Annotated in this window: 24 protein-coding genes; 10 read left to right on the top strand and 14 right to left on the bottom strand. The window is 70.1% G+C overall.

The genetic code is table 11. The features are described 5' to 3' along the window. Positions 1–462 precede the first annotated feature (462 nt). Positions 463–2,130, bottom strand: coding sequence for an endo-1,4-beta-xylanase (locus ACI6PP_RS10595; protein WP_421111460.1), 1,668 nt, complete (start codon positions 2,128–2,130; stop codon positions 463–465). A 905-nt stretch (positions 2,131–3,035) separates the two neighbouring features. Here ACI6PP_RS10595 and ACI6PP_RS10590 point away from each other — a divergent pair. Further along, positions 3,036–3,668, top strand: coding sequence for a hypothetical protein (locus ACI6PP_RS10590; RefSeq protein WP_421111458.1), 633 nt, complete (start codon positions 3,036–3,038; stop codon positions 3,666–3,668). Positions 3,669–3,850: 182 nt separating this feature from the next. Here the strand turns inward: ACI6PP_RS10590 and ACI6PP_RS10585 are convergent, their stop codons facing one another. After that, complete coding sequence (locus tag ACI6PP_RS10585; RefSeq protein WP_421111456.1) at positions 3,851–4,141, bottom strand: hypothetical protein; 291 nt, start codon at positions 4,139–4,141, stop codon at positions 3,851–3,853. A 264-nt stretch (positions 4,142–4,405) separates the two neighbouring features. Between ACI6PP_RS10585 and ACI6PP_RS10580 the strand changes: the two genes are divergently transcribed. Continuing rightward, positions 4,406–4,954 (top strand): hypothetical protein, encoded by a 549-nt coding sequence (locus ACI6PP_RS10580; protein WP_421111454.1) that lies wholly within the window; start codon positions 4,406–4,408, stop codon positions 4,952–4,954. Positions 4,955–5,002: 48 nt separating this feature from the next. Here the strand turns inward: ACI6PP_RS10580 and ACI6PP_RS10575 are convergent, their stop codons facing one another. Further along, complete coding sequence (locus ACI6PP_RS10575; RefSeq protein ID WP_421111452.1) at positions 5,003–5,365, bottom strand: hypothetical protein; 363 nt, start codon at positions 5,363–5,365, stop codon at positions 5,003–5,005. 774 nt (positions 5,366–6,139) lie between these two features. Here ACI6PP_RS10575 and ACI6PP_RS10570 point away from each other — a divergent pair. The 5 genes from ACI6PP_RS10570 (at position 6,140) to ACI6PP_RS10550 (ending at position 10,488) form a co-directional block, all read left to right on the top strand. Then, entirely contained in the window at positions 6,140–8,590 is a 2,451-nt protein-coding gene (locus tag ACI6PP_RS10570) for a beta strand repeat-containing protein (RefSeq protein ID WP_421111450.1), read from the top strand. A gap of 245 nt (positions 8,591–8,835) precedes the next feature. Next, the gene (locus tag ACI6PP_RS10565) at positions 8,836–8,967 is read left to right on the top strand and encodes a hypothetical protein (RefSeq protein ID WP_421111448.1); all 132 of its coding nucleotides are present in this window, start codon (positions 8,836–8,838) and stop codon (positions 8,965–8,967) included. Then, the gene (locus ACI6PP_RS10560) at positions 8,964–9,185 is read left to right on the top strand and encodes a hypothetical protein (RefSeq protein WP_421111446.1); all 222 of its coding nucleotides are present in this window, start codon (positions 8,964–8,966) and stop codon (positions 9,183–9,185) included. The genes ACI6PP_RS10565 and ACI6PP_RS10560 overlap by 4 nt, the downstream gene beginning before the upstream one ends. Positions 9,186–9,343: 158 nt before the next feature. Beyond that, on the top strand, positions 9,344–9,670 hold the full coding sequence (locus tag ACI6PP_RS10555; RefSeq protein ID WP_421111444.1) for a hypothetical protein: 327 nt from the start codon (positions 9,344–9,346) through the stop codon (positions 9,668–9,670). Between the two features lie 167 nt (positions 9,671–9,837). Beyond that, positions 9,838–10,488: a hypothetical protein gene (locus tag ACI6PP_RS10550; RefSeq protein ID WP_421111443.1), complete on the top strand. Its 651-nt coding sequence runs from the start codon at positions 9,838–9,840 to the stop codon at positions 10,486–10,488. Between the two features lie 98 nt (positions 10,489–10,586). On the opposite strand, the gene ACI6PP_RS10545 is transcribed toward ACI6PP_RS10550, so the two are convergent. Then, positions 10,587–11,114, bottom strand: coding sequence for a hypothetical protein (locus ACI6PP_RS10545; protein WP_421111442.1), 528 nt, complete (start codon positions 11,112–11,114; stop codon positions 10,587–10,589). Positions 11,115–11,467: 353 nt separating this feature from the next. Between ACI6PP_RS10545 and ACI6PP_RS10540 the strand changes: the two genes are divergently transcribed. Next, positions 11,468–11,668: a hypothetical protein gene (locus tag ACI6PP_RS10540; protein WP_421111441.1), complete on the top strand. Its 201-nt coding sequence runs from the start codon at positions 11,468–11,470 to the stop codon at positions 11,666–11,668. Between the two features lie 387 nt (positions 11,669–12,055). Here the strand turns inward: ACI6PP_RS10540 and ACI6PP_RS10535 are convergent, their stop codons facing one another. Both ACI6PP_RS10535 and ACI6PP_RS10530 read right to left on the bottom strand, forming a co-directional pair. Next, positions 12,056–13,225, bottom strand: a complete 1,170-nt coding sequence (locus ACI6PP_RS10535) for an amidohydrolase (protein ID WP_421111439.1) — start codon at positions 13,223–13,225, stop codon at positions 12,056–12,058. Continuing rightward, a complete protein-coding gene (locus ACI6PP_RS10530; RefSeq protein WP_421111437.1) occupies positions 13,222–14,355 on the bottom strand; it encodes a pyridoxal-phosphate dependent enzyme in 1,134 nt (377 codons plus the stop codon). Before ACI6PP_RS10530 ends, ACI6PP_RS10535 begins: the two co-directional genes overlap by 4 nt. A gap of 72 nt (positions 14,356–14,427) precedes the next feature. Here ACI6PP_RS10530 and ACI6PP_RS10525 point away from each other — a divergent pair, with 72 nt between their 5' ends. Further along, positions 14,428–15,369 carry a LysR substrate-binding domain-containing protein gene (locus ACI6PP_RS10525; RefSeq protein WP_421111435.1) on the top strand — a complete coding sequence of 314 codons (942 nt, stop codon included), beginning with the start codon at positions 14,428–14,430 and terminating at the stop codon, positions 15,367–15,369. A 174-nt stretch (positions 15,370–15,543) separates the two neighbouring features. On the opposite strand, the gene ACI6PP_RS10520 is transcribed toward ACI6PP_RS10525, so the two are convergent. The 4 genes from ACI6PP_RS10520 to ACI6PP_RS10505 form a co-directional block, all read right to left on the bottom strand. Then, the gene (locus ACI6PP_RS10520) at positions 15,544–16,524 is read right to left on the bottom strand and encodes an aldo/keto reductase (protein ID WP_421111433.1); all 981 of its coding nucleotides are present in this window, start codon (positions 16,522–16,524) and stop codon (positions 15,544–15,546) included. 42 nt (positions 16,525–16,566) lie between these two features. After that, entirely contained in the window at positions 16,567–17,316 is a 750-nt protein-coding gene (locus ACI6PP_RS10515) for an NADPH-dependent F420 reductase (RefSeq protein WP_421111432.1), read from the bottom strand. 16 nt (positions 17,317–17,332) lie between these two features. After that, entirely contained in the window at positions 17,333–18,175 is an 843-nt protein-coding gene (locus tag ACI6PP_RS10510; protein WP_421111431.1) for an SDR family oxidoreductase, read from the bottom strand. A gap of 120 nt (positions 18,176–18,295) precedes the next feature. Further along, positions 18,296–19,240: a helix-turn-helix transcriptional regulator gene (locus tag ACI6PP_RS10505; RefSeq protein ID WP_421111429.1), complete on the bottom strand. Its 945-nt coding sequence runs from the start codon at positions 19,238–19,240 to the stop codon at positions 18,296–18,298. A gap of 214 nt (positions 19,241–19,454) precedes the next feature. Between ACI6PP_RS10505 and ACI6PP_RS10500 the strand changes: the two genes are divergently transcribed. Beyond that, positions 19,455–19,919 carry a hypothetical protein gene (locus ACI6PP_RS10500; protein ID WP_421111428.1) on the top strand — a complete coding sequence of 155 codons (465 nt, stop codon included), beginning with the start codon at positions 19,455–19,457 and terminating at the stop codon, positions 19,917–19,919. A gap of 171 nt (positions 19,920–20,090) precedes the next feature. Here ACI6PP_RS10500 and ACI6PP_RS10495 read toward each other — a convergent pair whose 3' ends face one another. The 4 genes from ACI6PP_RS10495 to ACI6PP_RS10480 form a co-directional block, all read right to left on the bottom strand. After that, positions 20,091–20,453 carry a putative quinol monooxygenase gene (locus tag ACI6PP_RS10495; RefSeq protein WP_421111426.1) on the bottom strand — a complete coding sequence of 121 codons (363 nt, stop codon included), beginning with the start codon at positions 20,451–20,453 and terminating at the stop codon, positions 20,091–20,093. Between the two features lie 215 nt (positions 20,454–20,668). Continuing rightward, positions 20,669–21,355, bottom strand: coding sequence for a 4a-hydroxytetrahydrobiopterin dehydratase (locus ACI6PP_RS10490; RefSeq protein ID WP_421111425.1), 687 nt, complete (start codon positions 21,353–21,355; stop codon positions 20,669–20,671). 268 nt (positions 21,356–21,623) lie between these two features. Then, complete coding sequence (locus tag ACI6PP_RS10485) at positions 21,624–24,047, bottom strand: MFS transporter (protein ID WP_421111423.1); 2,424 nt, start codon at positions 24,045–24,047, stop codon at positions 21,624–21,626. Positions 24,048–24,051: 4 nt separating this feature from the next. Continuing rightward, the gene (locus ACI6PP_RS10480; RefSeq protein ID WP_421111421.1) at positions 24,052–25,128 is read right to left on the bottom strand and encodes an ABC transporter substrate-binding protein; all 1,077 of its coding nucleotides are present in this window, start codon (positions 25,126–25,128) and stop codon (positions 24,052–24,054) included. Between the last annotated feature and the right edge of the window lie 16 nt (positions 25,129–25,144).

Genomic DNA, 25,144 nt, shown 5'->3' with positions numbered 1-25,144 from the left:
ACGAGCGTCGGTTCCGCGCCTACGCGAGCGTCTCGCAGAAGGTCAACGCCGGACGCCTGCTCGCACCGTCCACCCGACGCGGCATCTGGCTGCGCAACAAGCTCTTCTCCGTCGCGCCCCTGTTCGGGCCGATGATGAAGCTGTTCGACCGGTTCGCCACCGACATCGACCTACCGGACTACGACCTCCCCATACTTGCCGAGCCGACCGCCACCTCGGCCCTTGACGGAGCGCACGATCGCAGGCACGAATCCGGGTGGGGCCATCGATCTCGAGGTCGAACCTGGCAGGCCACCACCAGAGTCAGGATCCCGGCCAGCCGGAGAACGGCCACCACGGATCCGGACACCACGTGGCGATCGCCGACCCGGACGGGGCACAGCCGCAGCATGGTCGAGACGCCGACACCGGCCGCAGTCCACCAGGGACACGCAGACGGCCGCTCCCACGTGCGGTCGGCGATCAGCTCTCGAGCACGGCCCTTGTCGCGTCGTAGGCGGGGGTCGGCTCTCCGTCGTCGAAGAGGAGGTCGTGGCCCTGCTGCAGGCCTCCGTCGTCATCGACGAACCAGTCGTACCGGTCGTCCACGCCCCACGTCGTGTAGGAGACGCAGACCTCCGACCGGAGGCAGGCCGCGAGGATCGTGGCGTACTGCTCCGCCTGGACGTCCTGACCCTGGTCGTCGGTGACGTCGTTCTCAGAGATCCGGACGACGAGTCCCGCGTCCTGGAACGTGTCGAACGTCGTGGCGAGGTCGTCGGCCGAGACGGCATCGGTGTCGAGGTCGTAGACGTGGGCTTGCAGGCCGACGCCGTCGATGTGCCCGCCTCGCGCGTTGGTGTCGATGGCCAGCTCGCGCAGGGCGTCCTGCCGAGGCCCCGGCACGTCGGCGCCGTTCTCGTTGATGAACTGCTGGACGTCGGGGTCGGCGTCGTGGACCGCCTGCGAGACGACCACCGGGTAGGCCTCCCCGAAGACGCGCAGCCAGGTGTTCTCCTGCAGGTCGGTCCCCTGGTCGACGTCGAAGGGCTCGTTGACGACGTCGAGGGAGTGGAGCCGGCCCTTGAAGTGCGTGACGACGGTGGTGACGTAGTCGAGCAGGGCCTTGGCGCTGGCCCGACGGTCCTGCTCGCTGTCGGTGGGAAGATCCTGCATCCAGCGGGGCATCGCCTCGGTGAAGGCGATGGTGTGGCCGTGGACGGCGATGCCTTTGCTCTCGGCGAGGTCGAGGAGCGCGTCGGCGTCCTCGAAGTGGTACTCGCCCTGCCGGGGGGACAGCGCCTGCGGCTTCATCGCGTTCTCCGGGGTGAGACCGCCGAAGTTGCCGACGAGCTCGTCCGCGTAGTCCTCGTCCGAGGCCAACGGGCCGAGGGCCACCGCCGCGCCGACGAGGAAGTCCGGACGAGAGCGGGCGGCGAGGGCCTGCAGGCCCTCCGGCGACCGTTCGGCGTCCACCGCGACGGGGCCTGCGGTGGCCAAGGAGTCTCCGGGCGCCGACGCCTCGAGCGAGCTGACCGTGAAGGACCCCTCGTCGCTCGACAGGCCCAGCCACAGCTCGCCCGAGTCGAAGACCTCGCCCCGCGGCAGCGTGGACACCGTCGCGCCGTCGCTCGTGATCTCGATCTGGTCGCCGAGACGGTGCACGGACAGCTCCGCCCCAGGGTCCGGGAGCCTGACGCTGTCCTCCTCCGCCGGCTGCGGGCTGGTGGCGTCCTGCTGCGTCGAACCGTCGAAGAGGGCGATCTCGAGGTCGTCACCGTCGAGGGTGAGGCGAAGTCCCGCAGGCTCGATCCGGAACTCGTCGGAGATGACCGGCGGACGATCGTAGAGGGACACGGTGGCATCGGCGGTCACGCTCGTGAAGGAAGCGCCGAGCCTGAAATCGTCAGCGCCCACCAGGTGCGTCCCGGCGAGGTTGACGGGAGGGTCTGGCTGGCCTCCGTCACCGTCCTGCTCGACGATGCCCCGGCCGGTCGCCGTCACCTGCAGCCCGTCGCCGCCTGCCACGATCCCCGGGACGTGCTGCCAGTTCTCCTGCAGCAGGTCGATGACGGTGTCCCGCTTCGGTGGTTCGACCGTGGTCGTGCAGCCCGCAAGGGCGAGAAGGACGCCGACGAGTGCGACGCGCACGACAGCCCGTCGCCGGCCGGTCACGCCCGCCATCGACCGAGGGAGACCACGAAGGCCGACCCCAGGGAACCATCTGCGACGCCCACCTGAGCTGAACCTTCCTTCCTCACGCCCACATCCTCGCGACCAGGGCCCCGCCTCAGCAACCCACACCCCAAGGTCTCGCGGAGAGCACGAACGGTTCGTTCTCCCATGTGCGCCCGGTTGGCGTGGGGCAACGTCACCAAGACAGCCGGGCCGCTGCCCGACGGTCTAGCGGCGCACCGTCTGATGGTTGCTTGCAAACCATGAGGAGAGCGGATGGGTGAGTTCGAGGTCAGGGCCCTGACGGCGCAGACGTGGGACCAGTTCGCCGCGATGGTCGAGCGGCACGGTGGGGTGTTCGGCGGGTGCTGGTGCACTTGGTGTTCGAGCAGGCCGGCTTCGCCTACGTGCGCCCCAAGGGCGCCGTCAACTGCGTCATGCGCCTCACCGTTCGCTGAGGTGCCGGCGGCGTCGGGCACGAACGCGGCGCGATCCTCACCCCGACCAGCCCACGGGTCGTTCCACAGGTCGATGGCCGACCGGGACAGGGCCCACAGGAGCGTGTCCCACTGCGTGCTGACAACCCGTCGAATGCGAGAGCGTGCCCCCGCAGGACCCCTGGGGGTCTCCTGCGCCTGCCTCACGAGCACCCGGGGCCTGCACCGACCAACGCCGATCCGACGCTCGCCGTTTCCATGGCGAGGGCCTCGAGCGCCCGGTCGGCGAGGGAGTGACGACCCCTTCACCACCTAGCCTGGTCGGCCATGAGCAGACCCGACGAGGACGGCGGCGGCCGGCCGCCCCGAACCCCCAGAGGTACCAACACCGACGGACGCGTCGACGACTATCTCGATGGCAGCATGTGACTTGTGAGGGCCCGGATGAATGTCGCCGCCCCCACCGTGTGCCTGCTCGTGCTGGCCGTCGCCGGATGCTCGACGTCCACGCGCGACGACGAGTCGACCACCCCACAACCGGCACCACGGACGACGACGCCGCCGTCCGGAGCCGGCGACTTCTTCACGTGGGAGCAGGACAGCACGATGGCCTCGAGCGTCGCTGATGCGATGCTCACCACGCGGGCCCAACAGTTCTACTCCGAGCTCGGTCTGCGGTACGGCGGACACGTCGACCCCGCGTGGGACAGCATCGAAGACTCGGACCTGCTGGAGTTCCCACGCTCCGGAGAGGCCGACGGCGTGCTCTACCGCGGACCCGTCCGCTACCGCCTCATGGACGTCGTCGCGGATGGCGACACCGCGACCGTGTCGTTCTGCCAGGACCTCTCCCGGGTCGAGAAGCGACGCTTCGACGACGACACCTGGACCACGGCGTACCCCGAGCCGGTCGCGCGCGGTGCGCGCGAGCTCACCCGGTCCGGCGGCTCCCCTACCGGCTGGACCATCAACGGCGCACCCAGCAGTGGCCTGACCTACCCGCAGTGCGAGGCGGCTCTGGCCTCACCAGCGGCCGAAGTCCTGTCCGGGCGACCCGAGCTGCGGGCCACGCGCTGAAGGGACGACAACCCGTCCTTCGACCCGACCAGGAGACCCCGACCGGCGACGCTCGCCGCTGGTCGTCACGCACGGTGCACGTCTCACCGGGGATGCTCCCATGGCGCGGGGCGTATCGTGACGCGATCTTGCCGGTTGCTTGACCTGCCGGCACGAGTGCACCTGGTCGTCGCATCTGACTGTCAGCCTCGGCGCCGGGGCCGCTTGGACGCCTTCGACGTGATCTTCCGAGAACGTTCGCGGTCGGCGTCCCGCCACCAATCGGGTGCGACCGTCCGCGGGAACGCACCACCCACCACGCCCACGAGGACGCCGACCGCGAGGACCACGAAGCCCACCGCCTCGATCGCGGCGCCCGGGACGAGCGCGGGGATGCTGAGTGCGACGGCCACCAAGCCCATGCCCGGCAGGACGGCCAGCGCGACACCAGCGGGGCTCGCGAAGCCCGCCGCCCCCACTCGCTGGTCGTCCACCCACCAGCGAGCCCCAGGCCCTCTGCCCCGGCGGAAGTAGGCACCCGACGCGATCATCACCGATCCCACGACCAGCCCGACCCACGCTCCCATGAGTACACCCAAGCAACGTCCCTGACCCGAGGGCAACACCGGCTTCGGACAAGAACGCGCCCGCCGCACCTACGATGGCGGCCAGAACCGTGCACTCAAAACGTTGGAGCACCGTTGGCTCGCATCTTCAACGACCCGTCCGTGGGCCCCCTGCGGCAGGTCGACCGACCGTTGAACCACGGGCTCGCCTATGCGCTGATGCTCGGACCGGTGGTCGTCCTGGCGGTCGCGGGACTCGCCGTGGACCTGTCCACCTGGCCTCTCACGCTCGCCCTCCTCGCCATGCTCACGCCGGCGAGTCTCTACATCTTCGGCGAACGCCTGCTCATCGAGCAGCGGATCCACGAACGAGCGCTGGTGAGCCACACGCGACTGCCCTTCCGCCCGACGTGGGTGTTGCCCCTGGCCTACGTCCCGCCCGACGACGTCCGCGTCGAGGGCAGGGTGGACTGGACCGCCGACCACGAGAACGTCCTGCCTGCCTCAGGCTGCCTACGCACCCTGCCCTGGGGCCGGGTGGTCCGTGTACCGGGCCCCTTCACCTTCAACGCCAAGGCAGGAAGCAACACCGTCTCGGTACCCCGCAACGCCTTCACCGCGCAGCACATGCAGGCCACAGGTGCCTCGACCATGTGGGCGTTCTCCTTCCACGACCCTGACGCAGCAGCCCAGATGATCGCCACGCTCGCAGCAGCCGAACGCGTCCGCGTCAGGCTGTGATCGGTTGACGTCCGGTCGCGACCGACGGCCTCGAACAGCGAACGACCTTCACGGGACCCGCGACCTGCACGACGGCCCGCCGATCGCCGCCAGCAGCCGGCGTTTCGCGGCGGGATCAGCCTGCGGGACGGCACGTCGGCCACTGCCTCGTTCGACCCCGCCGGTGTCAGACGGACTCGAGCCATGCCCGGCGGCTTCGACCAGGCACGCCACACCGACGTCCAGCGTGGGGTCGAGGACTGGGGCGTAGGCCGGGGAGTGGTTCGAGGGCAGCTCCGCCATGGTGCCGCGGACGTCGTCGATGCCGGTTGCGCCGGCGAAGGCCGCGAGGTCCGCGCCTCCGAGCAGCCAGAACACCGTGGGGGCACCAGCGGCGGCGGCCGGTACGCCGACGTCCTCGCTGCCGGTCACCGGCCCGGGATCGATGAGTCGGCCCGGACCGCCGACGGACTCCAGTGACGTCCATGTACGCCGAACGGCCTCGGGATCGTTGGGGACGGCCGGGGCCGGTCGTCGGAGACCATTGCGGCATCACCCCGCACGACCCTCTCCGCAGGCTGGAGAGCGCGATCAGTGTGCCCGCCCACGACCCGTCGCCCGCTGGGCGCGCGGCGGCGTCGAGCAGGGGCATGTGACGTGCATGTCCTGGCCGCGAGCGTGCATCACCGGCACGTCGTTGCCGTCGGCGTCGACGCCGCGTCGCGTGCTCGCGTAGGTCGATCCTGTGGCCTCCTGGACCGGCAACGCGTCCCTGTCCGCCCGAATCAGGACCACCGGTCCGGGTGATCTGGCACCACGCGCCAGCACCGGCCCCTGACCATCGTCGGAACTGCGGCCAAGGCGCGGATCTGCAGGGCCTCGATGCCCGGCGCGTGGTCGACCCCACGCGCGAACGTCTCGTCGTCGACGGCGTTTCCGTCTCGACCCGTGCGTGCGGTCTGGTTCCCGATCGAGCCGAACGCAACGTCTCGTCAGTCTTCGGACGTCGCCGTCGAAGTGTTCATGGATCGGTCTGTGGTGCCGATGGGGACGCGGTAGCTGCGGACCAGGTGCCTTCGGCACCAGACGCGGTCACGCCCCCGACAGGCACGTCGGAGCCCGGTCCGAGACCGGCGATCGGTGCCGCGGGCGCAACCCCCCGACCTTGAGGAGAGCAAGATGCAGAAACGAGCCGTCGGCTTGGCCATGTCAGCAGTAGCGTCGGCGGTGGTGCTGGGCGGGCTGGTCTCGGTGCCGGCCTCGGCCGCGGGCACGACCAGCACCTGGACGGGGGACGTCAGCTCCTCGATGAACACCGCCGCGAACTGGAGCCCGGCCCAGGTCCCCGTCGCAGGGGACGCCCTGGTCTTCCCGGCCGGTTCGGCGCGAACCACCGTCGTCAACGACCTGCCGACTGGGACCTCGTTCGAGTCGATCCGTGTCGGCGGCGCGGGTTACAGCGTCTCTGGCAACGCGATTGAACTCACCGGCGGACTGACCGCCGACTACACGTCTGGCACCTCAGCGGTCGCCACACCCATCTCCAACCCCGGTGCGATCACGGTGGGTGGGTCCGGAGTCCTCGCCCTGAACGCTGCGCTGTCGGGCACGTCTGGCATCACCAAGACCGGCAGTGGCACGGTCGTCCTGGGGGTTGCCAACACCTACGCCGGCGTCACGTCCGTCAACCAAGGCACTCTGGCCATCGCCAACAGCTCCGCCCTAGGGTCGACCACCGCAGGCAACGTCACCGACGTGGCCGCCGGCGCCACGCTCGAGGTGCGCGGCACCATCAACACGAGCGAGCTCGTCCGCATCGCCGGACAGGGAGCCGGTGGTGTCGGCGCCCTCTACAACGGCACCGGCAACAACGTCGTGCAGAGCGTCACGATGGCCGCCGACGCCACCGTCGGCACCGCGGCCAACACCTTCATGCTGATCCCCACGACCCTCGGTCAAGCTGGTGGGCCGTTCGCCCTCACCAAGGCCGGGGCTGGCGTGCTCGACGTGCTGGCCACGGCTTCGTACACCGGCGGCACCGTCGTCGCGGCCGGCACCCTGGCCACCGAGGGCACCGTGAACGGTTCAGTCGACGTGCTTGCGGGCGGCACCGTGTCGGGTGCAGGCGGCAACCTGGGAGACGTGGTCAGCACCGGCGGCACCGTGACCTCGGGATTCAGCACCTCGCCCTTCACCTCGGACGTGCGCTCGCTCGATCTCGACGCCGACTCCACCTTCTACGCCCAGCTGAACGGCACCGCCGCGGGCAACGGCTCGAGCGGTCACTCTCGAGTCATCGTCGCCGACGCCGTCGACCTCGACGACGCACGACTGACCACGACGGTGAACGGCTACACCCCGGCCGTCGGCGACGTGCTGACCATCCTCACCACCACCGGCGGCGTCACCGGGTCCTTCGCCGGCCTGCCCGAGGGCGCTCGCGTCACCGCACCCGGTGGAGCCGGCCGCACCTTCCGCATCAGCTACGTCGGTGGCGACGGCAACGACGTCACGCTGACCAGCGTCGCCGACGCCGCTGCGACCAGCACTGCCCTGTCGACGTCGAGCCCTTCGTCCGAGGGAGCGGCGACCACGCTGACGGCCACCGTGACCCCCGCCGGCGCCACCGGAACCGTCACCTTCAAGGACGGGAGCACCACGCTGGGCACCGCTTCGGTGAGCAACGGCACCGCGACCCTGACGACCGCCGCCCTGTCGCTCGGGTCACACTCGCTGACCGCGACCTACGACGGCGCCACCGAGTTCGCCACCAGCACGTCGGCATCCGTCACCCACGTCGTCGCCGACACCACCGCACCGCAGACGACCCTCACGGGCGGACCGGCGCAGGGGTCGGTCTCCACGACCGACAACGCCACCTTCGACCTGTCCTCGGACGACACCGGGGCCGAGTTCGAGTGCAGTCTGGACGGCGCCGCACCCAGCGTGTGCGCCAGTCCGTTCACCATCACCGACCTGGCCGACGGCGCCCACACGCTGACGGTCGCCGCACGTGACAGCGCCGGCAACGTCGACGCGACCCCGGCCACCCGCACCTGGCGCGTGGACACCACCGTCCCTGCACCGCCGACGCCGCCGGTCGTGCCCGCCCCGTCGGCCACGGCCGTCTCGGGTGTCACCAAGGCGGGGAAGGTCTACACCACGACCAGCCGTGCGGGAGTGGTCGTCGCCGGCCGGGGCACGCCCGGCGCGGTGATCACCGTCCGTGACGGGAGCAAGGCCGTCGCCACGACCACCGTCGCGACCAACGGCCGGTGGTCGGTGCGCACCTCCACCCTCGGCACCGGCACCCACCGGCTCACCGCCACCCAGACCGTTGGCGCCCGCTCGTCGGCCCCGGCCGCGGTAGGGGCAGTGACCGTCGAGCGGGTCAAGGTCACGCTCACCAAGGCCGTGTCCCCCACCGCCGCCAAGCGGCCCACGGTCCGCGGACGCGGCAACCCTGGCGCCACCATCACCGTTCGCACCACGGAGGGCAAGAAGCTGGGCACGACCACCGTCAAAAACAACGGGACCTGGCGGCTGCGCAGCACCAAGCTCGACCGTGGCACCTACACGATCCGCGCGACGCAGAAGATCGCCCGGACCACCACCGTGTCCAAGAAGATCACCTTCCGGACGACCGCTCGCCGCTGATCACGACGACGGCCCGGAGAGTCGGGGCCCCGTACCCACCGGGTGCCGGGCCCCGACCATGTCGCCCCTACCACGAAGCGACGCCCTCAACGCCCGACGTCTGCCTCGACGTCACCGCTCTGTTCGGCGTCCCGACCGCCGTGAAGTACTTCGCACGACGATCGTGATCCGGGACAAAAGTGCGGCTTCTACGCGAGCGACTGTTGGATCGGCGACGATCGGTCCAACCAATCTGAGGGGGATGCTTGAGCGCAGGTGTCATCTTCTTCATCTTCTGGCTGATCGCGGCGGTAATCATCGTGCCGTTCTCGCTTCGGGCCTTCCGTAAACAAGCCCCGAACGACGGCTCAGACGATGATCACGGGGCGCGGCTGTGACCCTGAACCCGGGTGCGCTGCCGGTCGCGATCTTGGCCGTCGCGACCGCTGCACTCCTGGTGATCTTCCGAGAACGGATCACTCGATGGGCCGACAAGTCCACCGGCCGGCGACGCAGTGACACGGAAGTCACCAGTTATTCACGACTGGCTTGGGTCGGGGCGTTCGTCTTTTGCGCCGGTGCCGCATGGGTGCTGCTGTGGGACGGCTTCGCCTAGCCGACCTCTCAGACTCCGCGTCCCCCAGTCGGCGATCCCCCGCGGGACGAGCACTTACTGGCCGGCCGTGGCGGAGCGGTGTCCGCTCTTTCGAGAAAGCTCGGCGGCGGCGATCACCACTAGGATCCTGAATCCGCATCGGCCCGAAGGTAACCGTGTTGAATGAGACCACCCAGAACGGGACGATCGTCGTCACCCGTTCGTCGAACGACTACCAAGACAGCCTGCGTTCTATCCGCCTACACGTCGACGGCCAAGTGATTGGCTTGCTGGCTCGAGGCGAGAGCAAGTCCCTCAGCGCGGCGCCCGGAGAGCATCGTGTCCGCTGCACCGTCGACTGGAGCGGATCGCCCGAGGTTGTTGTGACGGTCAGGGCCGGAGTCACGACGAGCCTGCACGTTCGCAGCAACCCGGACTACGGCGCCATACGCAAGATGCTCAGCAGGACGAAGTGGCTGCAGCTCACTGAGCGCCACGACCTCTGAGATTGGGTATCGACCACTGTTCGTCGCCGTTGCCTGACGACGAGGCCACGGCCGGCACCGCTTTGCCGTAGCCAGGCGGCGGCAGGAGGACGCTCCGCAGAGTGATCCCGCTGCGGTCACGCTCCGCGTGACGATCGTCGACCGGACCAAATGACTACTTTGTGTGGATGAACGGGCGACTCGATTGGCACTCGTGGGCGAGGGCTGTACTCGAGAACGAGCGACCCCCCGGCCCCGAGGAGGACGTCGAAGAATTCGAGCAAGAAGTCGACGAGCACGGGAACTTCCTCAGGACGGCCGCTGCACTCGAACTGGACGAGAGATTCCGCGCCGAGGCGTCCGAGGCAATCGAGGATCTGCGGTTCGTTGGCGCTCGGCTCGATGATCTGTGGCTGTTCATTCCGACGACCGAGTCTGAAGTCACTGTGCTGGTGGACCACCTCGCACGCCCCTATACACGGGCGGTCAGACAGCACATCTGCCTTGCACTGCTGTCGAGCACCCATCGGGTGCCGATCGGGCGCTTCATGGTCCTGATGTTGGCCGCGGCCCAGATGGAAGTGGCCGGAGCAAGCCGAGACCTCGTTGAACGCGGTGACTACTACGCCGGAACCTCCGCCAACGTGTTGAACCGATCCAAGACCGACGTCTCAACCCTGATCGACATCATTGACGACCCTAACTTTGGCCCCGCCCGCATCCTCCTGCTCGAGCGGGTTCGCGTCACCACCCACCGGCCAAAATTCGTCCAGTGGCAGCAAGACCCACAATTGGCAGCCGAAGCCTCAAGGCGACTGAACCGCCGCACCCGTAAGTAGCGACACGGGACCCCGCACCCCACCCGGAGCATGACCGTAGCGGGATCCCGTTCCGGGCGTCGACTGCGCTCCAAAGGAGTTGCCCGGCGGTTGAGCCACTAGGAGTACGCCGCTCGAACTGTGTGCATAACGGATGACCCGCGCTCGACCACCGACCCCTCGGGTGGGTTGGTCTCCAATCGCACGGACCAAGCGTCATCAGAGGCGAGAACCTCGACCGTGGGTTTTAACCCCAGTCCGTTCAGCAGCTCAGTGACATATACGGCGTTGTGTGGATCGAGGTCGTCACGCTCGCCAAAGGGCCTGGACAGTTCGGGGATGGCCACGAGGTGCAGCCGGAGCTCGCGGGCTGACTGCAGTATCTGGCTCCCCAAAGCGACGTCGCCCAAGCATCGGATGCTGCCTCCAAGCTCCGGGGCGTGGATCTCGTCGACTGTGCCGTCGGGGCCCCTAGGTACGAAGGCGTGCACCGCACCGACGAGATCGCGTCGCATGCCCCAGCGGGACATCTGTCGGTCAGCCTCAGCGTTGCCCATCATGTCCAAGGGACTCAGTTGCACAGCGACTGTCCCCGGAGGCGGCCCAGGAAACGCAACGGCGGGCACCACCGGCGGGATGATCTGCACGCAACTGGTCGTCACAGGTCCGAACCCCGTCGTGGGCCAGTCGTCCGGCACCTCTACTGCGAGTCTGCCCACGCCGACTAGCCGCACATCGAATCCCGCCCCCAGTGGATCACTCAGACTGTCCTGGCATAGTCGCACGCGGCGCGCCGGCGTTCCGGGATCATGGGCATCGAGCGCTGACGCGCTTCGTAGAGAACCCTGACCGGTTCGGGCTACGGTCACGCTCCGCCTCACGGTCAACCATGGAGTCGGAGTCGCGCCCAATGGCGGGTCCAGCGATCACGTTTTGAGCGCCCTGGGCGCTGCTTGGCCAACTGGCAGCCGATAGGCGCGCACCCACCTACGGTGGCCCCATGGCCTTCAGCGCGGACGAGCAGCGGCGAAGGGTGTTCTGGGGTTGGTACAACTTCGGCGTTGCACTCCCGGGGCTGTTCCTCGGTGCCATCGGAGTCCTTGCGGATTCGGTCCTGCTCGCGGTGCTGGGAGCCATTGCGTTCACGCCAGCGCTCATGTATCTGGGCTGGTGGCACTGGCAGCGGCGCCGGCGGCAGTAGCCTCCCGCCATTGAGCGTTCCTGCCGTGGCCATGCTCCGTGTGGGCTGATGACCTTCCACCGGGTTGGCACTCCGCGGTTCTGCCTAAGTGCCACCATGCTCGGGTGAGTTCTTGGAGGTTCACCGTTCACGGACACGACTGGTTGGTCGAAAAACGAGCCGACACCCCGGGCTACGACTTTGACTGGCTGACAGCGCCGAACCCCCGTTACGGATTCACGTCTGCGTCGTCCGACGGTTCACCCCTCGACGAAACTCAGATGACGGGCGCCATCGCCGACTTCCTGGCTGAGATCAACCCGAAGACGGGCTTCCTCGACTAGGAGCGCATCCGCCTAACGCACCTGCAATGGCTCGTTCCCAATTGACGATCGGCAACCGGGGCTGTCAGGTCTGCGGCCCGGCTCGATCTCGACGCGCGAGTGCTCGGCGGGCGACGGTGGCCAGGTAGGTGGCCCCGGTCGCGGTGATGGCGTCGTTGAAGTCGTAGTCGCGGCTGTGGAGGGGGGTGCCGCCGTCGTGGGGGTCGACTCCGTTGCCGATGAAGGTGAAGTTGGCGGGCACGTGCTGGGCGTAGACGCCGAAGTCCTCGCTGGGCATGACGGGCGGGCACGACGGTTCCACCCGGGCGGTGCCGACGGTGCTCAGTGCGGCCGTGACGGCGAGGTCGGTGGCGGCGGGGTCGTTGTGCGTCACCGCGAACTCGTGGGTGTACGTGACCTGGGCCGTCGCTGCGTGTGCGGCGCAGATGCCGGTGGCGAGCTCGCGGATCCGCCGTTCGAGCAGGGCTTGAACAGCAGGGTCGAAGGCGCGGGTGTCGCCGGTGATGACGACCTCGGTGGGGATGGCGTTGCGGGTGCCGTCGGTGGTGATCTCGGTGCAGGACACGACCGCGGGCAGCGTTGGGTCGAGGTTGCGGGAGACGATGGTCTGCAGGCCCAGGATGACGTGGGCCGCGATGACGAGTGGGTCGGTGACCATGTGTGGCCGCGCGGCGTGACCGCCCTGGCCGGTGATGGTGATGGTGAAGTTGTCCTCGCTGGCCATGATGCCGCCCGGGCGGGTGTGGAGATCTCCGGCTGGTAGTCCGGGCAGGTTGTGCAGCCCGAACATGCTGGCGATGGGGAAGCGGTCGAACAGTCCGTCGTCGATCATGGCCTGGGCTCCGCGGCCGGGCTCCTCGGCCGGCTGGAAGACCAGGTCGACGGTGCCGTCGAGGTCGGTGGCGCGTGTCAGGTGGGCAGCGGCGCCGAGCAGCATGGCCATGTGTCCGTCGTGGCCGCAGGCGTGCATGTGGCCGTCGTGGCGTGATCCGTGCGGCCGCCCGGGCGTCTCTTCGAGGGTGAGCGCGTCCATGTCGGCGCGGAGCCCGACCCGGCGACCGGTGGGGCGTCCGGTGATGGTGGCGACGACGCCGGTGCCGCCGACACCGGTCACGTGGGACACGCCCAGCTCGTCCAGGACGGAGGTGACGTAGGCGGCGGTGCCGTGCTCGGCGAATCCGGCCTCGGGGATCTGGTGGAGTTCGTGACGCCAGCGGCGCAGCTGCTCGATCATCGGGTCGGGCCTGTCGGTGCGTGCCGGCCGTCCGCGGCCCTGGCGGTGGGACGGCTCGTGTCGTCCACGTCCAGGGCGGGGTTGGCCGCCGCGCCTTCGGTGGACAGCAGCACGACCGTCGACTCCGGCGTCAGGCTCAGCCGTCGGCGCATGTCGGCCGCGTCGTGGCCGGTGAGGGCGGCGCGGAGGCCGGCCAGGGCTGCGGCGCCGCACGGTCCGGAGTCGATGCCCGCGTCTCTCAGCTGGTCGGCGGCCACGCGGGCGGCCTCGTCGGTCACCGCGGTGGCGGCGTCGAGCCCGTCGCGCAGGAACGGCCACGCGGCGGTGGAGGGGGTGCCACAGTTCAGGCCGGCCATGATCGTCCGACCGGTCCGGACCGGTGTCAGGTCGCCGGCCCGGAGGCTGGTCAGGACGCACGCGGCGGTGGTGGGCTCGACGGACATGACAGCGGTGGACGACCCGCTGGGGATGCTGCGGTAGTGCTGCAGGGCGGCCTGGGCCAGCGAGCCGACGCCGACCGGAACGACCACCAGTGACGGCGGACCGGACAGCTGTTCGTCGACCTCCTGGAACAAGGTGGTGTACCCCTCGACGATCCATCCGGGGATCTGCTCGTACCCCGCCCAGGCCGTGTCCTGCACCAGCAGGGCTCCGGTCGCATCGGCATCGGCGGCGGCCAGCTCGACCGCCCGGTCGTAGTCGGTACCGGTGCGGACGACGCCGGCACCCTCGGACTCGATCGCGTCGATCGCAGCGGGGTGGACCCCCTGGGGGACGAACACGCGCACCGCCAGGCCGAGCAGACGTCCCGTCCGTGCCAGGGCACGTCCGTGGTTGCCGTCGGTGGCTGTCACCAGGCCCGTGGGGCCGTCGCCCGCCGCAGCTCGGTGCACGGCCCACGAAGCCCCCAGCACCTTGAACGCCGGGAGCCCCAGGCGGTCCGACTCGTCCTTCACCAGGACCGCACCCAGGCCCAGCTCACGCGCCACCTCGGAGAGGTCACGCAACGGTGTGGGCGCGTACCGCTCGAGTGTGCGGTGGAACGCCCACGGGTCGACCGTCAGGGCCGGCGTCCGCCAGGTCCGAGCCTCCGGGTTGGTGAACACCTCGGCTGGGTCGTGCGTCGTCATGGTCCGACCGTAGGGTGGGGCCCATTCTTCGGTCCAGCGAAGAATTCACACCAGTAACCGTCGACTGAGGTGATGAGTCACATGTTCGATCTCGGCCGCATGCGGGTGCTGCGCGAGCTGTCGCACCGGGGCACGCTCGCCGCGGTCGCCGAGGCCCTGTCGTACAGCCCGTCGACGATCTCCCAACAGCTCAGCCAGCTCGAGAAGGAGACCGGCACGCGCCTGCTTGAGCCAGACGGTCGCAAGGTCAGACTGACGGCGCAGGCGCACGTGCTGGTCGCCCATACCGAGAAGGTGCTGGCCGTCATGGACGAGACTCAAGCGGCGATGGCCGCATCGCCGCACGGCATCCAGGGACACCTCCGCGTGGCCGCCTTCCAGACCGTCGCCTCGGCCCTGCTCCCCCAGGTGGTCGAACGCATCCACGACGAGGAACCCGCCCTTCGGGTCTCGGTCACCCAGATGGAACCCGAACACGCGCTGCCCGCCCTCCGCGCCCGTGACTTCGACCTGGTCTTCACCGAGGACTACCCCGGCACTCCCTCGCCGCGACCGCCCGGCCTCGACGTCGAACACCTCACCGACGACCCGCTGCGGCTGTACGCACTCGCCGAGCAGGTCGGAGACGTCGCCGATCTCGCCGAGACCGTGTGGGTGATGGAGCCCCACGGATCTGCCGCACGACACTGGGCAGTCGCCCAGTGCCGCGAAGCCGGCTTCGAACCCGACGTCCGCTTCGAGTCCACCGACCTGCGCTTCCACGCCGAGCTCGTCCGACACGGCCAGGCCGCAGCGTTCCTCCCCGACCTGGCCGGCCCGCACCTCACCGACGACCTCACGCCCCTACCCCTGCCTCATTCCCCCGCCCGCCGACTCTCGACCGTGACCCGAACGGGCCACCGCGACCACCCAGCGATCACACTCCTGCGGCAGCGAGTCCACGACGCCGCGAACGCCCCCACCAACCGTGGACATCGAGACCACGAAGCGATCGCGCGAACCCGACCGACCTGAAGGCAGTCCCCGCGCGCCGGCCTCCGGGCTGCCCAGAACGCGAGCCCAACCGGTACCGCTCCCCCGCCCACCGGCCAACACTGCTGCGGTCTCGAAGGGATGGTCGTACGGGACTGTGAGGGTCGACGTCGTTCCGGTCGGGCTGTTCACCGCCGCGTCCGGTGGCGCGCCGAGCTAGCGGTCGATCGTTGCCATGTTGGTCTCGTCGTGACGCTCGCCGGCGGCGGGTGTGAGGTCGTCGAGGCGGGCGAGCTGGTCGGCGGTGAGGTCGACGGTGTCGGCGGCGGTGTTCTCCTCGACGCGGGCGACGCGGCGGGTGCCGGGGATGGGGGCGATGTCGGCGCCTTGGGCGAGGAGCCAGGCGAGCGCGACCTGGGCGGGGGTGGCGCCGGACTCGTCGCCGATGGCGCGGACCTCGTCGATGAGGGCGAGGTTGCGCTGGAAGTTCTGGCCGGTGAAGCGCGGGTTGGTCTTGCGCCAGTCGTCGTCGGGGATGTCGTCGGTGGTGCGGATCTGGCCGGTGAGGAACCCGTGGCCGAGGGGCGAGTAGGGGACGAAGCCGGCACCGATCTCGCGCAGCAGCGGGAGCAGCTCGTCCTCGGGCTCGCGGGCCCACAGGGAGTACTCGGTCTGCAGCGCGGCGACGGGGTGCACGGCGTGAGCGCGGCGGATGGTCGCGGGCGACGCCTCGGACAGCCCGATGTGCAGCACCTTGCCCTCGGCCACGAGGTCGGCGACCGCGCCGACGGTGTCCTCGATCGGGGTCTTGGGATCGACCCGGTGCTGGTAGTACAGGTCGATGTGGTCGGTGCCGAGGCGTCGCAGCGATCCCTCGACGGCGGCGCGCACGTTGGCGGGGCTGCTGTCGACGGTGCCGGGCCCGCCTCCGGCGTGGGAGACGAGCCCGAACTTGGTGGCGACGACCACCTGGTCGCGTCGCCCGGCGATGGCTCGGCCGACGAGCTCCTCGCTGTGGAACGGGCCATAGACCTCGGCGGTGTCGATGTGGGTGACGCCGAGGTCGAGGGCGCGGTGGATGGTGCGGATGGACTCGTCGTCGTCGAGGGCGCCGCCGGAGGTGTAGGTGCCGGCCATCGTCATGGCGCCGAGGCCGATGCGGGAGACCTCGAGCGGGCCGAGGTGTGCGTTCTGCATGGTTCGCCTTTCAGGGCGGTCGTGGATCGAGAGGCTGCGCTGCTACTGGACGTCGGGGAAGTAGCCGCCCGCGGGGCCGCGGACGGCGGTCTCCACGAGCTCGTGGGCCCTTCTGGTCGAGACCGGGATCACCGGCGCGGACAGGAGCCACTGGACGAGCTCGTCGAGGGTGAGCCTCTGGGTGGGCCAGGGCGGCATGTAGGGGTCGCAGTAGACCGGGGTTCCGGGCTCGGTGCGCCAGCTGTCGGCGAGTCCGCCGATGTCGAGCGCGTCGTAACCGAGGGTGTCGAGAAGCTCGGCGACTCGGGCCTTGGACGTCTCGTCCTCACCTGCGATGGGCAGGGTGCTGCGGTCGGCGGCGCCTGCGGGGCGGGCCCCGTTGCCCAGGCTGGCGAAGGTGATGTTGTTGAAGGCCTTGACGACGTGCGAGTCGGCCAGGTGCGCCTGGACGAGCTCACTGGCGGTCGACCGGTCCTCGTCGAGGGCGGCGACCTGTCCGTCGCGCTGGGGGTAGTAGTTGGTGGTGTCGATGACGATCTTGCCGGCGAGGTCGTCGGCCGGGAGCTCGGTGTGGGCGATGAACGGGATCGCTGTGATCACCAGGTCGGCCTCGCGGGCGACCTCGGAGACGGTCGCGGCACGGGCGTGTGGGCCGAGCTCGTCGACGAGCGCGGTGAGCGTCTGCGGTCCGCGCGAGTTGGCGAGGACGACGTCGAGGCCGGCCGCGACGGCGAGCCGCGCGATGGTGCCGCCGATCGCACCGGAGCCGATGATGCCCAGGGGGGTGGTCATGGTGGTGGGGTGCCTTTCAGGCGTCGTGGCCGAGGGAGGCCGACAGGTCGCGGTGGGCGTCGGCCTGCGTCAGGAGCGTCCGGGCCTTGTCCTCGGTGGCGGCGACGGCGTCCGAACCGGCGATGAACCGGGCCGGGGGCTCGTCGGAGTCCCCCAGGGCGACGATGGCGCGTCCGAGCTTCGCGGGGTCGCCACCCTGCTGGCCGTCCATGCCGCGCCATGCCTCGACGGTGGCGCGGGTGCGCTCGGCGTAGTCGTCGATGGACGGCTCGGCGTACTGGGTGGACTGCGGCGAGAGCAGCTCGGTGCGGAAGAAGCCGGGGACCACGGTCTGGGTGCGGATGCCGAACGGCGCCACCTCGAACGCGAGGGCCTCCATGAAGCCCTCGATGCCGAACTTGGACGCGGCGTAGGCGGTCTGGAAGTCGCCGCCGACGACGATGGCCGCCGTCGACGAGACGGTGATGACCAGCCCGGAGCGCTGGGCCCTCATCTGGGGCAGCGCGGCCCGGATGGTGTTCGTCGGTCCGAACAGGGTGGTCTCGATCTGGGACCGGAACGCCTCGGGCGTCATCTCCTCGAAGAAACCCGCCTGGAAGCTGCCGGCGTTGTTGACCAGGACGTCCAGGCGGCCGAACCGCTCGACCGCCGCCGCGACCGCAGCCACGGAGGCTTGCGGGTCGGTGACGTCGAGCGCGACCGCCAGGAGGTCGTCGTGCTCGTCGAGGGCGGCGGTGATGCTGTCGGTGCTGCGCGCCGTAGCCACCACGGCGTGCCCTGCAGCCAGGGCGGCGCGGACGATGTCGGTGCCCAGTCCGCGGCCCGCGCCGGTGACGAGCCACACCTTCTTCTCGGTCATGGGCGTTGTCCTCCGCAGGTGAGTGGTGCGCCGCCGTGCGGCGACGCACCACCTACGGAACCAGGCTCGAAAGCGGTGCGGGAGTCCCTGTCGAGGGGGTCACCGACCGTGGCCCCCTGGTCAGCCGACGTCGGGGCGCGCGGGCCTGGACGGTGCCGGTGTCGCAGAAGCGGCACCGGCATCGCTCGCCGCCCAGCTGGCCAGCAGCGACAGGGCGTCAGCCGAGGCCGAGTCAGGCACGGCGGTGTACGCGACGATCCCCGAGGTGGTGTCGAACCCGAGGGGAAGCGTCTCGAACGGCAGGTCGAGGTCACCGACCACCGGGTGGCGGAACCGCTTGACCCCGTCGGAGTGGATACGGACGTCGTGCGCCGCCCAGCGGACGCGGAAGTCGTCGCTGCGGGTGGAAAGCCGCCCGACGAGGTCGGACAGGTCGCGGTCGTGCGGGTCGCGCCCAGCCTCGGCACGCAGGATCGCGACCGTGTCGTTCGCGACGGTGCCCCAGTCGCGGAACAGGGCCGGGGCCTGCGGGTCCAGGAACGTGAACAGGGCCATGTTCGGGACCGGATCCGGCCCGGCGAAGACCGGCGAGAACAACGCTCGGCCCAGCCCATTGGCCGCGAGGACGTCGAGCCGCCCGCTCAGCACGGTGGCGGGCACGGACTCCATCGCGTCCAACAGGCGCTGGACGGTCGGACGCACCTGCTCGGTCGCGCTGACCGGTCGCTGCGGGGCGCGCGTGGGCGCGATGGCCGTCCGCAGCAGGTGCAGCAGGTGGGCCCGCTCCGCGGCGTCGAGCTGCAGGGCGCGGGCGATGTCGTCGACGATGCCAGGCGAGATGCCGGTGGCATCACCGCGCTCGAAACGGATGTAGTACTGCGGCGACACACCGGCCAGCACCGCGACCTCCTCGCGCCGCAACCCCGCCACACGCCGCCGGCCGCCACCGTAGACGGGCAACCCCGCCTGCTCCGGACTGAGTCGCGCACGCCTGGACGCAAGGAACTCCCGAATCTGCCCACGCAGCTCCTGCCGCGAGCCTGTCGACGGTTCACCGTTCGTCATCGCACCAGGCTACGGTCGGCGCCGCACCGGAGGGAGTCACCAGCAGTGGCTGCCTCGCCGTCCGCTCGATCTGAACACCACATCCAAGCCGGTCAGCCTCACCACCCAGACCATCGCTCCGGGCGAGACCACATCAGGAACCGTTTGTGGGGTGTCTGACAACCACGGTCGGTCGCTCCTGTAGCCAGCACCTCGGGCGCTCTAGGCTCAGCAGATGCAGGTCTCGTTGAAGTACGCCGTGGTTGAGCGAGAGCGACGCTTCATCGTGGCCCGGCTCCCCGACGGCGTGAGCAGCACCAAGGAGATTCACGACCGCTACGTCTTGGGGACTCGTCTGCGCCTGCGCGAGGTAAGGACGAGCGACGGATCAGTGACCCGCAAGTTGGCGCAGAAGATCCGGCTGACGGACGGGCCAGGTGAAGTGGCTTGCACCAACCTCTACCTAGACAACGCCGAGTGGGCGGCTCTGATCGCCATGCCGGCACGGTCGCTGACCAAGACGCGGCACATGGTCCATCGAGACGGGTTCCTCGTCGCCATCGACGAGCACGAGAACGGGACCCTAGTAGCCGAGATCGATGACGGTGACGAGCCGACGGGCGCCGTGCCCGACTGGTTGGAGGTCGTGGCCGACGTCAGCCAGAACGAGTCCTGGACCGGCGTCAACCTTGCCTACTAGATCGTCCGCTCAGCGAGCTGCGCCTGACCACACCATGAACGCCTACCGGCACCGCTCTCCCCGCTAGTCCCCCGCGCACACCGGCGTCCCCGCAGGGGATCGGTCACCGGGTCGCGCCGTGAGCCCATCCGTCACCGGACGCGTCGCCCGGTTCCGCGGACCCCAGGCCACTCACCGCCGCAGGCGCACCAACGGTTCGTAGATCGTCACGCCGGCGGCCTCGAGCGCCTGGCGCAGCTCCGGGCTCGGCGTGCCGCAGATCTCGCCGCTGACGGTGCAGACCTCCGACAGCGGCTCCATCATCGGGCCGATGTTCGCCATGTGCTCCAAGCCAGCGGCGGAGTCGCGGTAGCGCTCGTGGACGAAACACACGGTGCCGTCCGCGTTCAGGAACAGGTCGTACTCGATGGTCCCGGAGTCCTTGGTCCGGACGATCTCGACGCACTGCGCGGCGAGCCGCTTGAACTCCTCGAGCTTGCCCTCGCGGATCACCATCCGGGCGCTCCCGTGGATCTCGTCTCGTGCTCTCGCCATCGACAGAGGCTAACGCCGCATCAGGCGGTCGGAGAAGATTCTTGACTCGTCTACGCTCCGCGTACACCTGACGGCGGCGAATGTCGCCCAGTGCACCGTCGAGCGGAGTGACCGCGGCAGGAACGTCTAGCGACGCCGGTCGCCCACCGCTCCTCGCAGTCAGCGACCGGTCCGCAGAGGATCCATGACCGGCGCCGCTCGCCGATCATTTTGGGCTAGCGCCCTTGCCACGTCGTCAGGCATGCGCGGTTGCCCTGGGGGTCGGCGAGCACCCAGAACGCCGGGGCAGCGGTGTCGTCGACCAGCTCGCCGCCGGCCTTGAGCGCGGCGGCGATGCGGGTCTGGACCACCTCGGGCGGGACTCGCAGATCGAGGTGCCAGCGCTGCCGCGGGACGTCGTGGGTCTCGGTGGGCTGGAACCAGATCGACGCGCGGCGCCCGGTGGCATCGCGGAGCTGCAGCTCGCCCCATGCCTCCACCGTGTCGTAGTCGAGCAGGGCCGCCCAGAACGGCCTGATCTGTGCCTCATCGGCCGAGTCGAGTCCGAGCTCGAGGACACTGGTGCGCTCCGGGCGCGGTGTGACCCCGCCGAGGTCGTGGGCCAGGTTGCTGATCGTGCGTGCCAGTGCCACGTCGCGCGAGGTGACGCCGCCGGTGTCGTGGGTGATCAGCCGGATGTCGAGCCGCCCGTGGCTCAGGTCGAGGTCGGGATGGTGGTCCGCCTCCTCGGCGGCGACCGCGATCGCGTCGACGAGCCGGACCGCGGTGGCGAAGTCGCCGGTGTCGAAGCTGGCGTGCAGCCGGTCGATCAGCATCCGCCAGTCATCGAGCCCTTCCTCGACCAGCTCCAGCTCTGTCAGCGCGTGCGTCGGGTCGGTCGCGGTGTCGTCGTTGAAGTCCACCTCGGCTCACCTCCTAGCGTGGGTCAGGACCTTGCCCGGACGGCCGAGCAACTTGCAGCCGTCGGGTGGACTGATCGTGGCACGATCCGCCGACACGCTGCCGACTAATTCCGTTCGGCGAGAACCACCGACTGAGATCCACTTGACCGACCAGTCACGACCGACCCACCAGCGGGGGATGCCGCTTTGGTCGCGCTCCGCATGACGATGGTCGTGCGGGACATGCGGAGCGTGGCGGGCGCACCCGGGGGTGCGCCCGCCGTGGTGCTCAGGCGGGGCTGGTGACGCGGTTGGCGACGAGGGTGTCGAAGTCGGAGCCGTCGTCGACCAGGCCCCACTTGACCAGCCAGCGGTAGGTCTGGTCGAACTCGTGGGGCGGGTAGGGCTCGGGGTCGGCAAAGCGGAGTCGCCAGGGCGAGATCTGCGACTCCTGGAGCTCGCCGAGGTCGTCGGGGACCTCCTCGGTGAAGTAGTGCAGGTAGGGGGTGACGTCGGTGTTGATGTCGGCGACGGCCCGCTTCACGGCACGGTCGATGGCGGCGAAGGTGTCGGCGTCGACGTCCTCGCCCGCGATCTCGGCGCCGGTGTAGAACGACTCGGCGACCAGGCGGTAGCCCTGGGACAGGGCGAGGCTGATGTACGGCTCCATCAGGGCGACCGCGTCGACGGTGCCGTCGCGCAGTGCGCGGTAGCGGTCGGCGGGCCCCCCGACGTGGACGACCTTGAGGTGCTCGGGGTCGACGAAGCCCTCGAGGGTCTGGATGGCCAGGTAGTGCGAGCCGTGGTGGAAGTTGACCGCGACGGTCCTGTCGGCGAGTGCCTGGGGGTGCAGGACGGGCGAGTCGGGACGCACGAAGATGGCCTGGCTGGCGATCGCGGCGCGCTTGGAGACGATCTGGCCACCGCGCTCGGAGTCGTGCGAGCGCCGGACCTGGCCCCACTCGCACGCCCGGTAGAACGACACCGAGCCTTCCTCGAAGCCGCGGGACAGGCCGCCGAAGGAGCTGACGAGCGTGTGGTCCTCGATCGGGGCGACCGAGGCGTTGTAGGCACCGGGGGCGACCAGCTCGAGGTCGATGCCCTCGTCGGCGAAGTAGCCCTTCTCCAGTCCCACCAGGTAGGGCAGGGTGAAGATCGCTCCGGTGCGGACACTGGTGACCTTGGTGCGTCCGGTGGTCGGTGTCTGGGTGGTCATGGTCTCTCCTTCGGGGTGCGTGGGAGCCGCGGTCGCGGTTCCCGTCGGTGGTGCGGTCGGGGGTGGGTCCGGGTGAGGCACGGGACGGACCAGGCGGTGGGCGGTGGCGAGGCAGACGAGCGCGAGCACGCCGAGCAGCAGGTAGGTCAGGCGCATCCCGGTCACGTAGGCGTCGGGGTCGATGGCGCCGGCGACCGTCGCACCCGACGGCGGCCCGGTGGTGGCGAGCGCGGCGAACGAGACGGCGAGCGAGCCGACCAAGGCGGTCCCGAGGTTCATGCCGATCTGGCGCGAGACGCTGGTGACGGCGCTCGCGGCGCCGGCGCGGTCGTCGGGCAGGCTCGCGATCGCGGCGGCGGTGGACGGCGGGTTCGCCAGGCCCATGCCGGTGCCCAGCAACGCGTACCCGAGCAGCATGGGTGCGACCGGGCCGTCGGCGCTCGTGGTGAGCGCGAGGACGAGCAGGGCAGTGGTCAGGCAGGTGTGAGCGAGGAGCACCGGCGGCCGTGGTCCTCGTGAGCCCATCCAGGCGCCGGCGACCTTGGCGGCGACCAGTGTGGCGAGGGTGAGCGGCAGGACGAGCGCGCCGGCGGCGATGGCCGACAGGCCCCGGACTTGTTGGAGGAACAGGGTGTTGACGAACATGACGCCGGTCAGGCACAGGTAGGAGAAGCCGGCCGTGGTCATGGCGCCGCGGAGCAGCGGGGAGCGCAGGTTGTCGGGGTCGATGACGGGGTCGTCGGCTGCGTTCTCGACCCGCCACAGCAGGGCCGTGGCGGTGGCCGCGACGAGCAACGGGCCCCAGGTCTGTGGCGAGGTCCAGCCGACGCGCGCCGCCCCGGACAGGCCTAGGGTGACCGTCAGCATCGCGGCCGCGACGACGACCTGACCTGCGAGATCGGCGCGCCGCACCCGGGTCGCGCGTGGCGCCTCGGCGACCCGCCGGGAGGCCAGGAGCACGGTGGCTGCGAAGGGTGCGGCGATGAGGAAGACCGCGCGCCAGTCGGTGACGGTGATCAGGATCCCGCCCACCAGCGGGCCGATGGCCGACGAGATGCCGGCGGTCGCGCTCCAGGAACCGAGGGCCCTCCCCCGCTCCCGCGGGTCGGTGAAGCTGGCGCTCAGCAGCGCGATCGACCCTGGGGTCATCAGGGCCCCTCCCAGTCCCTGCATCAGCCGGAGGCCGATCAGGGGGATCGCCGACGGCGCGAACGCGCACGCGATCGACGCGGTGGCGAAGATCGCCACCCCCCAGCACAGGACTCGCTTGGCGCCGTGGCGGTCGGCCATCGTCCCGGCCCAGAACAGCAGGCTCCCTCGCGCGAGCGCGCTGGCGACGACGACCCACTGCAGCTGCGCGACGGACAGTCCGAGGTCCTCCTGCAGCGAGGGCAGGGCGACGACGAGGGCCGCGGTGTCCAGGCTGCTGAGGAACAGCGCGGAGCAGCAGACCGCGAGGGTGGTCCGCGGGTGCGCCGGGGCGGTGGTGGCGGTCATCGGGTCAGGCGAACGTCTCGTAGACCGGCCTCGACGGCTTCTTCTCGAGGATCTTGAGCTCCAGGGCGACCTCGATCTGCTTGTCGAGGTTGGCGAAGACCTCGTCGTCCCAGACCGTCGGGTAGATGTCGGCGAGGCGCTCGGGGAGCAGCTCGATGGCCTTCTTCTCCGTGGCCGGGACTCCGAACGCCTGGTGGTAGGTGGCCAGCAGGCTGGGGTCGTCGACGATCTTCTGGTTCGCCTCGGTGCGCAGGGCGACGAGTGCCTTCGCGGCCCGCGCGTGCTCGTCGCTCTCGGCGAGCCAGTCGCGGCGGAAGGCCGCGCCGTTGAGGAACAGCGGGGCCGTGTCGCCGGTGCCTCTCTGCCACTGGGCGCTGACGGTGGCGATCTGACGGCTGCCGTCGGCGACCAGGCGCGTCGCGTTGGGCTCGATGGCGATGATCGCGTCGAGGTCGCCCCGCTCGTACAGAGCGAGGTTCGCGATCGGCTGCCCGGGGAAGAGCTTGAACTCCTTGGCGAAGTCGATGCCGTTCACGCCTGCGGCGAGGGCCGCGAGGCGGTAGGTGTCCGACGCCGCAGGCTGGACGCCGACGCGCTTGCCCCGGAGGTCGGCGATCGAGGTGGCGTCGCTGTCCGCGGGGACGATCCACCGCCCGTGGTTCCACAGCTGGGGGCCGGCGATGACGATGTCGTGACCGGTGGTGTTGGCCTGGACGGCACCCAGCGGGCCGAAGGCGAAGCTGTCGAGCACACCGGTCAGCAGCTGGTCCTGGCCGGCGCCGGGGCCGCCGCCGGCCGATCGACCCAGCTCGAGGCCGTGCTCGGCGTCGAGCCCGAACTTCTCGATGATCGGGTCGATGACCGATCCGGCGGTGCCGGGGTTGGCGGCACCGATGTTGATCGGCAGCCGTCCGCCGGCGGCGGCCGGCGAGCCGTCACCGCACGAGGCGAGCAGCGGACCGAGCGCCGCGGCACCCAGGAGCGCGGCCGAGCCGCGGAACAGCTGCCGGCGGTCGAACGCCGAGCCGCGGAGCTGACGGGTGAAGACCTTGCCGCGCGGGGCGAAGGGGCGTGAAGGCATGGGTGTCTCCTCAGAA

The organism is Solicola agrisoli, from assembly GCF_049059935.1.
GTDB lineage: Bacteria > Actinomycetota > Actinomycetes > Propionibacteriales > Nocardioidaceae > JAURVT01.
Note: the sequence above shows the minus strand (reverse complement) of the source record. Positions and strands in the feature narration are given on the sequence as shown.

Coding starts and splice junctions, on each gene's coding strand:
- ACI6PP_RS10590 (WP_421111458.1), top strand. CDS start 3,036: ATGAATGTCGCCGCCCCCACCGTGTGCCTGCTCGTGCTGGCCGTCGCC.
- ACI6PP_RS10570 (WP_421111450.1), top strand. CDS start 6,140: ATGTCAGCAGTAGCGTCGGCGGTGGTGCTGGGCGGGCTGGTCTCGGTG.
- ACI6PP_RS10550 (WP_421111443.1), top strand. CDS start 9,838: ATGAACGGGCGACTCGATTGGCACTCGTGGGCGAGGGCTGTACTCGAG.
- ACI6PP_RS10540 (WP_421111441.1), top strand. CDS start 11,468: ATGGCCTTCAGCGCGGACGAGCAGCGGCGAAGGGTGTTCTGGGGTTGG.
- ACI6PP_RS10535 (WP_421111439.1), bottom strand. CDS start 13,225: ATGATCGAGCAGCTGCGCCGCTGGCGTCACGAACTCCACCAGATCCCC.
- ACI6PP_RS10530 (WP_421111437.1), bottom strand. CDS start 14,355: ATGACGACGCACGACCCAGCCGAGGTGTTCACCAACCCGGAGGCTCGG.
- ACI6PP_RS10525 (WP_421111435.1), top strand. CDS start 14,428: ATGAGTCACATGTTCGATCTCGGCCGCATGCGGGTGCTGCGCGAGCTG.
- ACI6PP_RS10520 (WP_421111433.1), bottom strand. CDS start 16,524: ATGCAGAACGCACACCTCGGCCCGCTCGAGGTCTCCCGCATCGGCCTC.
- ACI6PP_RS10515 (WP_421111432.1), bottom strand. CDS start 17,316: ATGACCACCCCCCTGGGCATCATCGGCTCCGGTGCGATCGGCGGCACC.
- ACI6PP_RS10510 (WP_421111431.1), bottom strand. CDS start 18,175: ATGACCGAGAAGAAGGTGTGGCTCGTCACCGGCGCGGGCCGCGGACTG.
- ACI6PP_RS10505 (WP_421111429.1), bottom strand. CDS start 19,240: ATGACGAACGGTGAACCGTCGACAGGCTCGCGGCAGGAGCTGCGTGGG.
- ACI6PP_RS10500 (WP_421111428.1), top strand. CDS start 19,455: ATGCAGGTCTCGTTGAAGTACGCCGTGGTTGAGCGAGAGCGACGCTTC.
- ACI6PP_RS10495 (WP_421111426.1), bottom strand. CDS start 20,453: ATGGCGAGAGCACGAGACGAGATCCACGGGAGCGCCCGGATGGTGATC.
- ACI6PP_RS10485 (WP_421111423.1), bottom strand. CDS start 24,047: ATGACCGCCACCACCGCCCCGGCGCACCCGCGGACCACCCTCGCGGTC.
- ACI6PP_RS10480 (WP_421111421.1), bottom strand. CDS start 25,128: ATGCCTTCACGCCCCTTCGCCCCGCGCGGCAAGGTCTTCACCCGTCAG.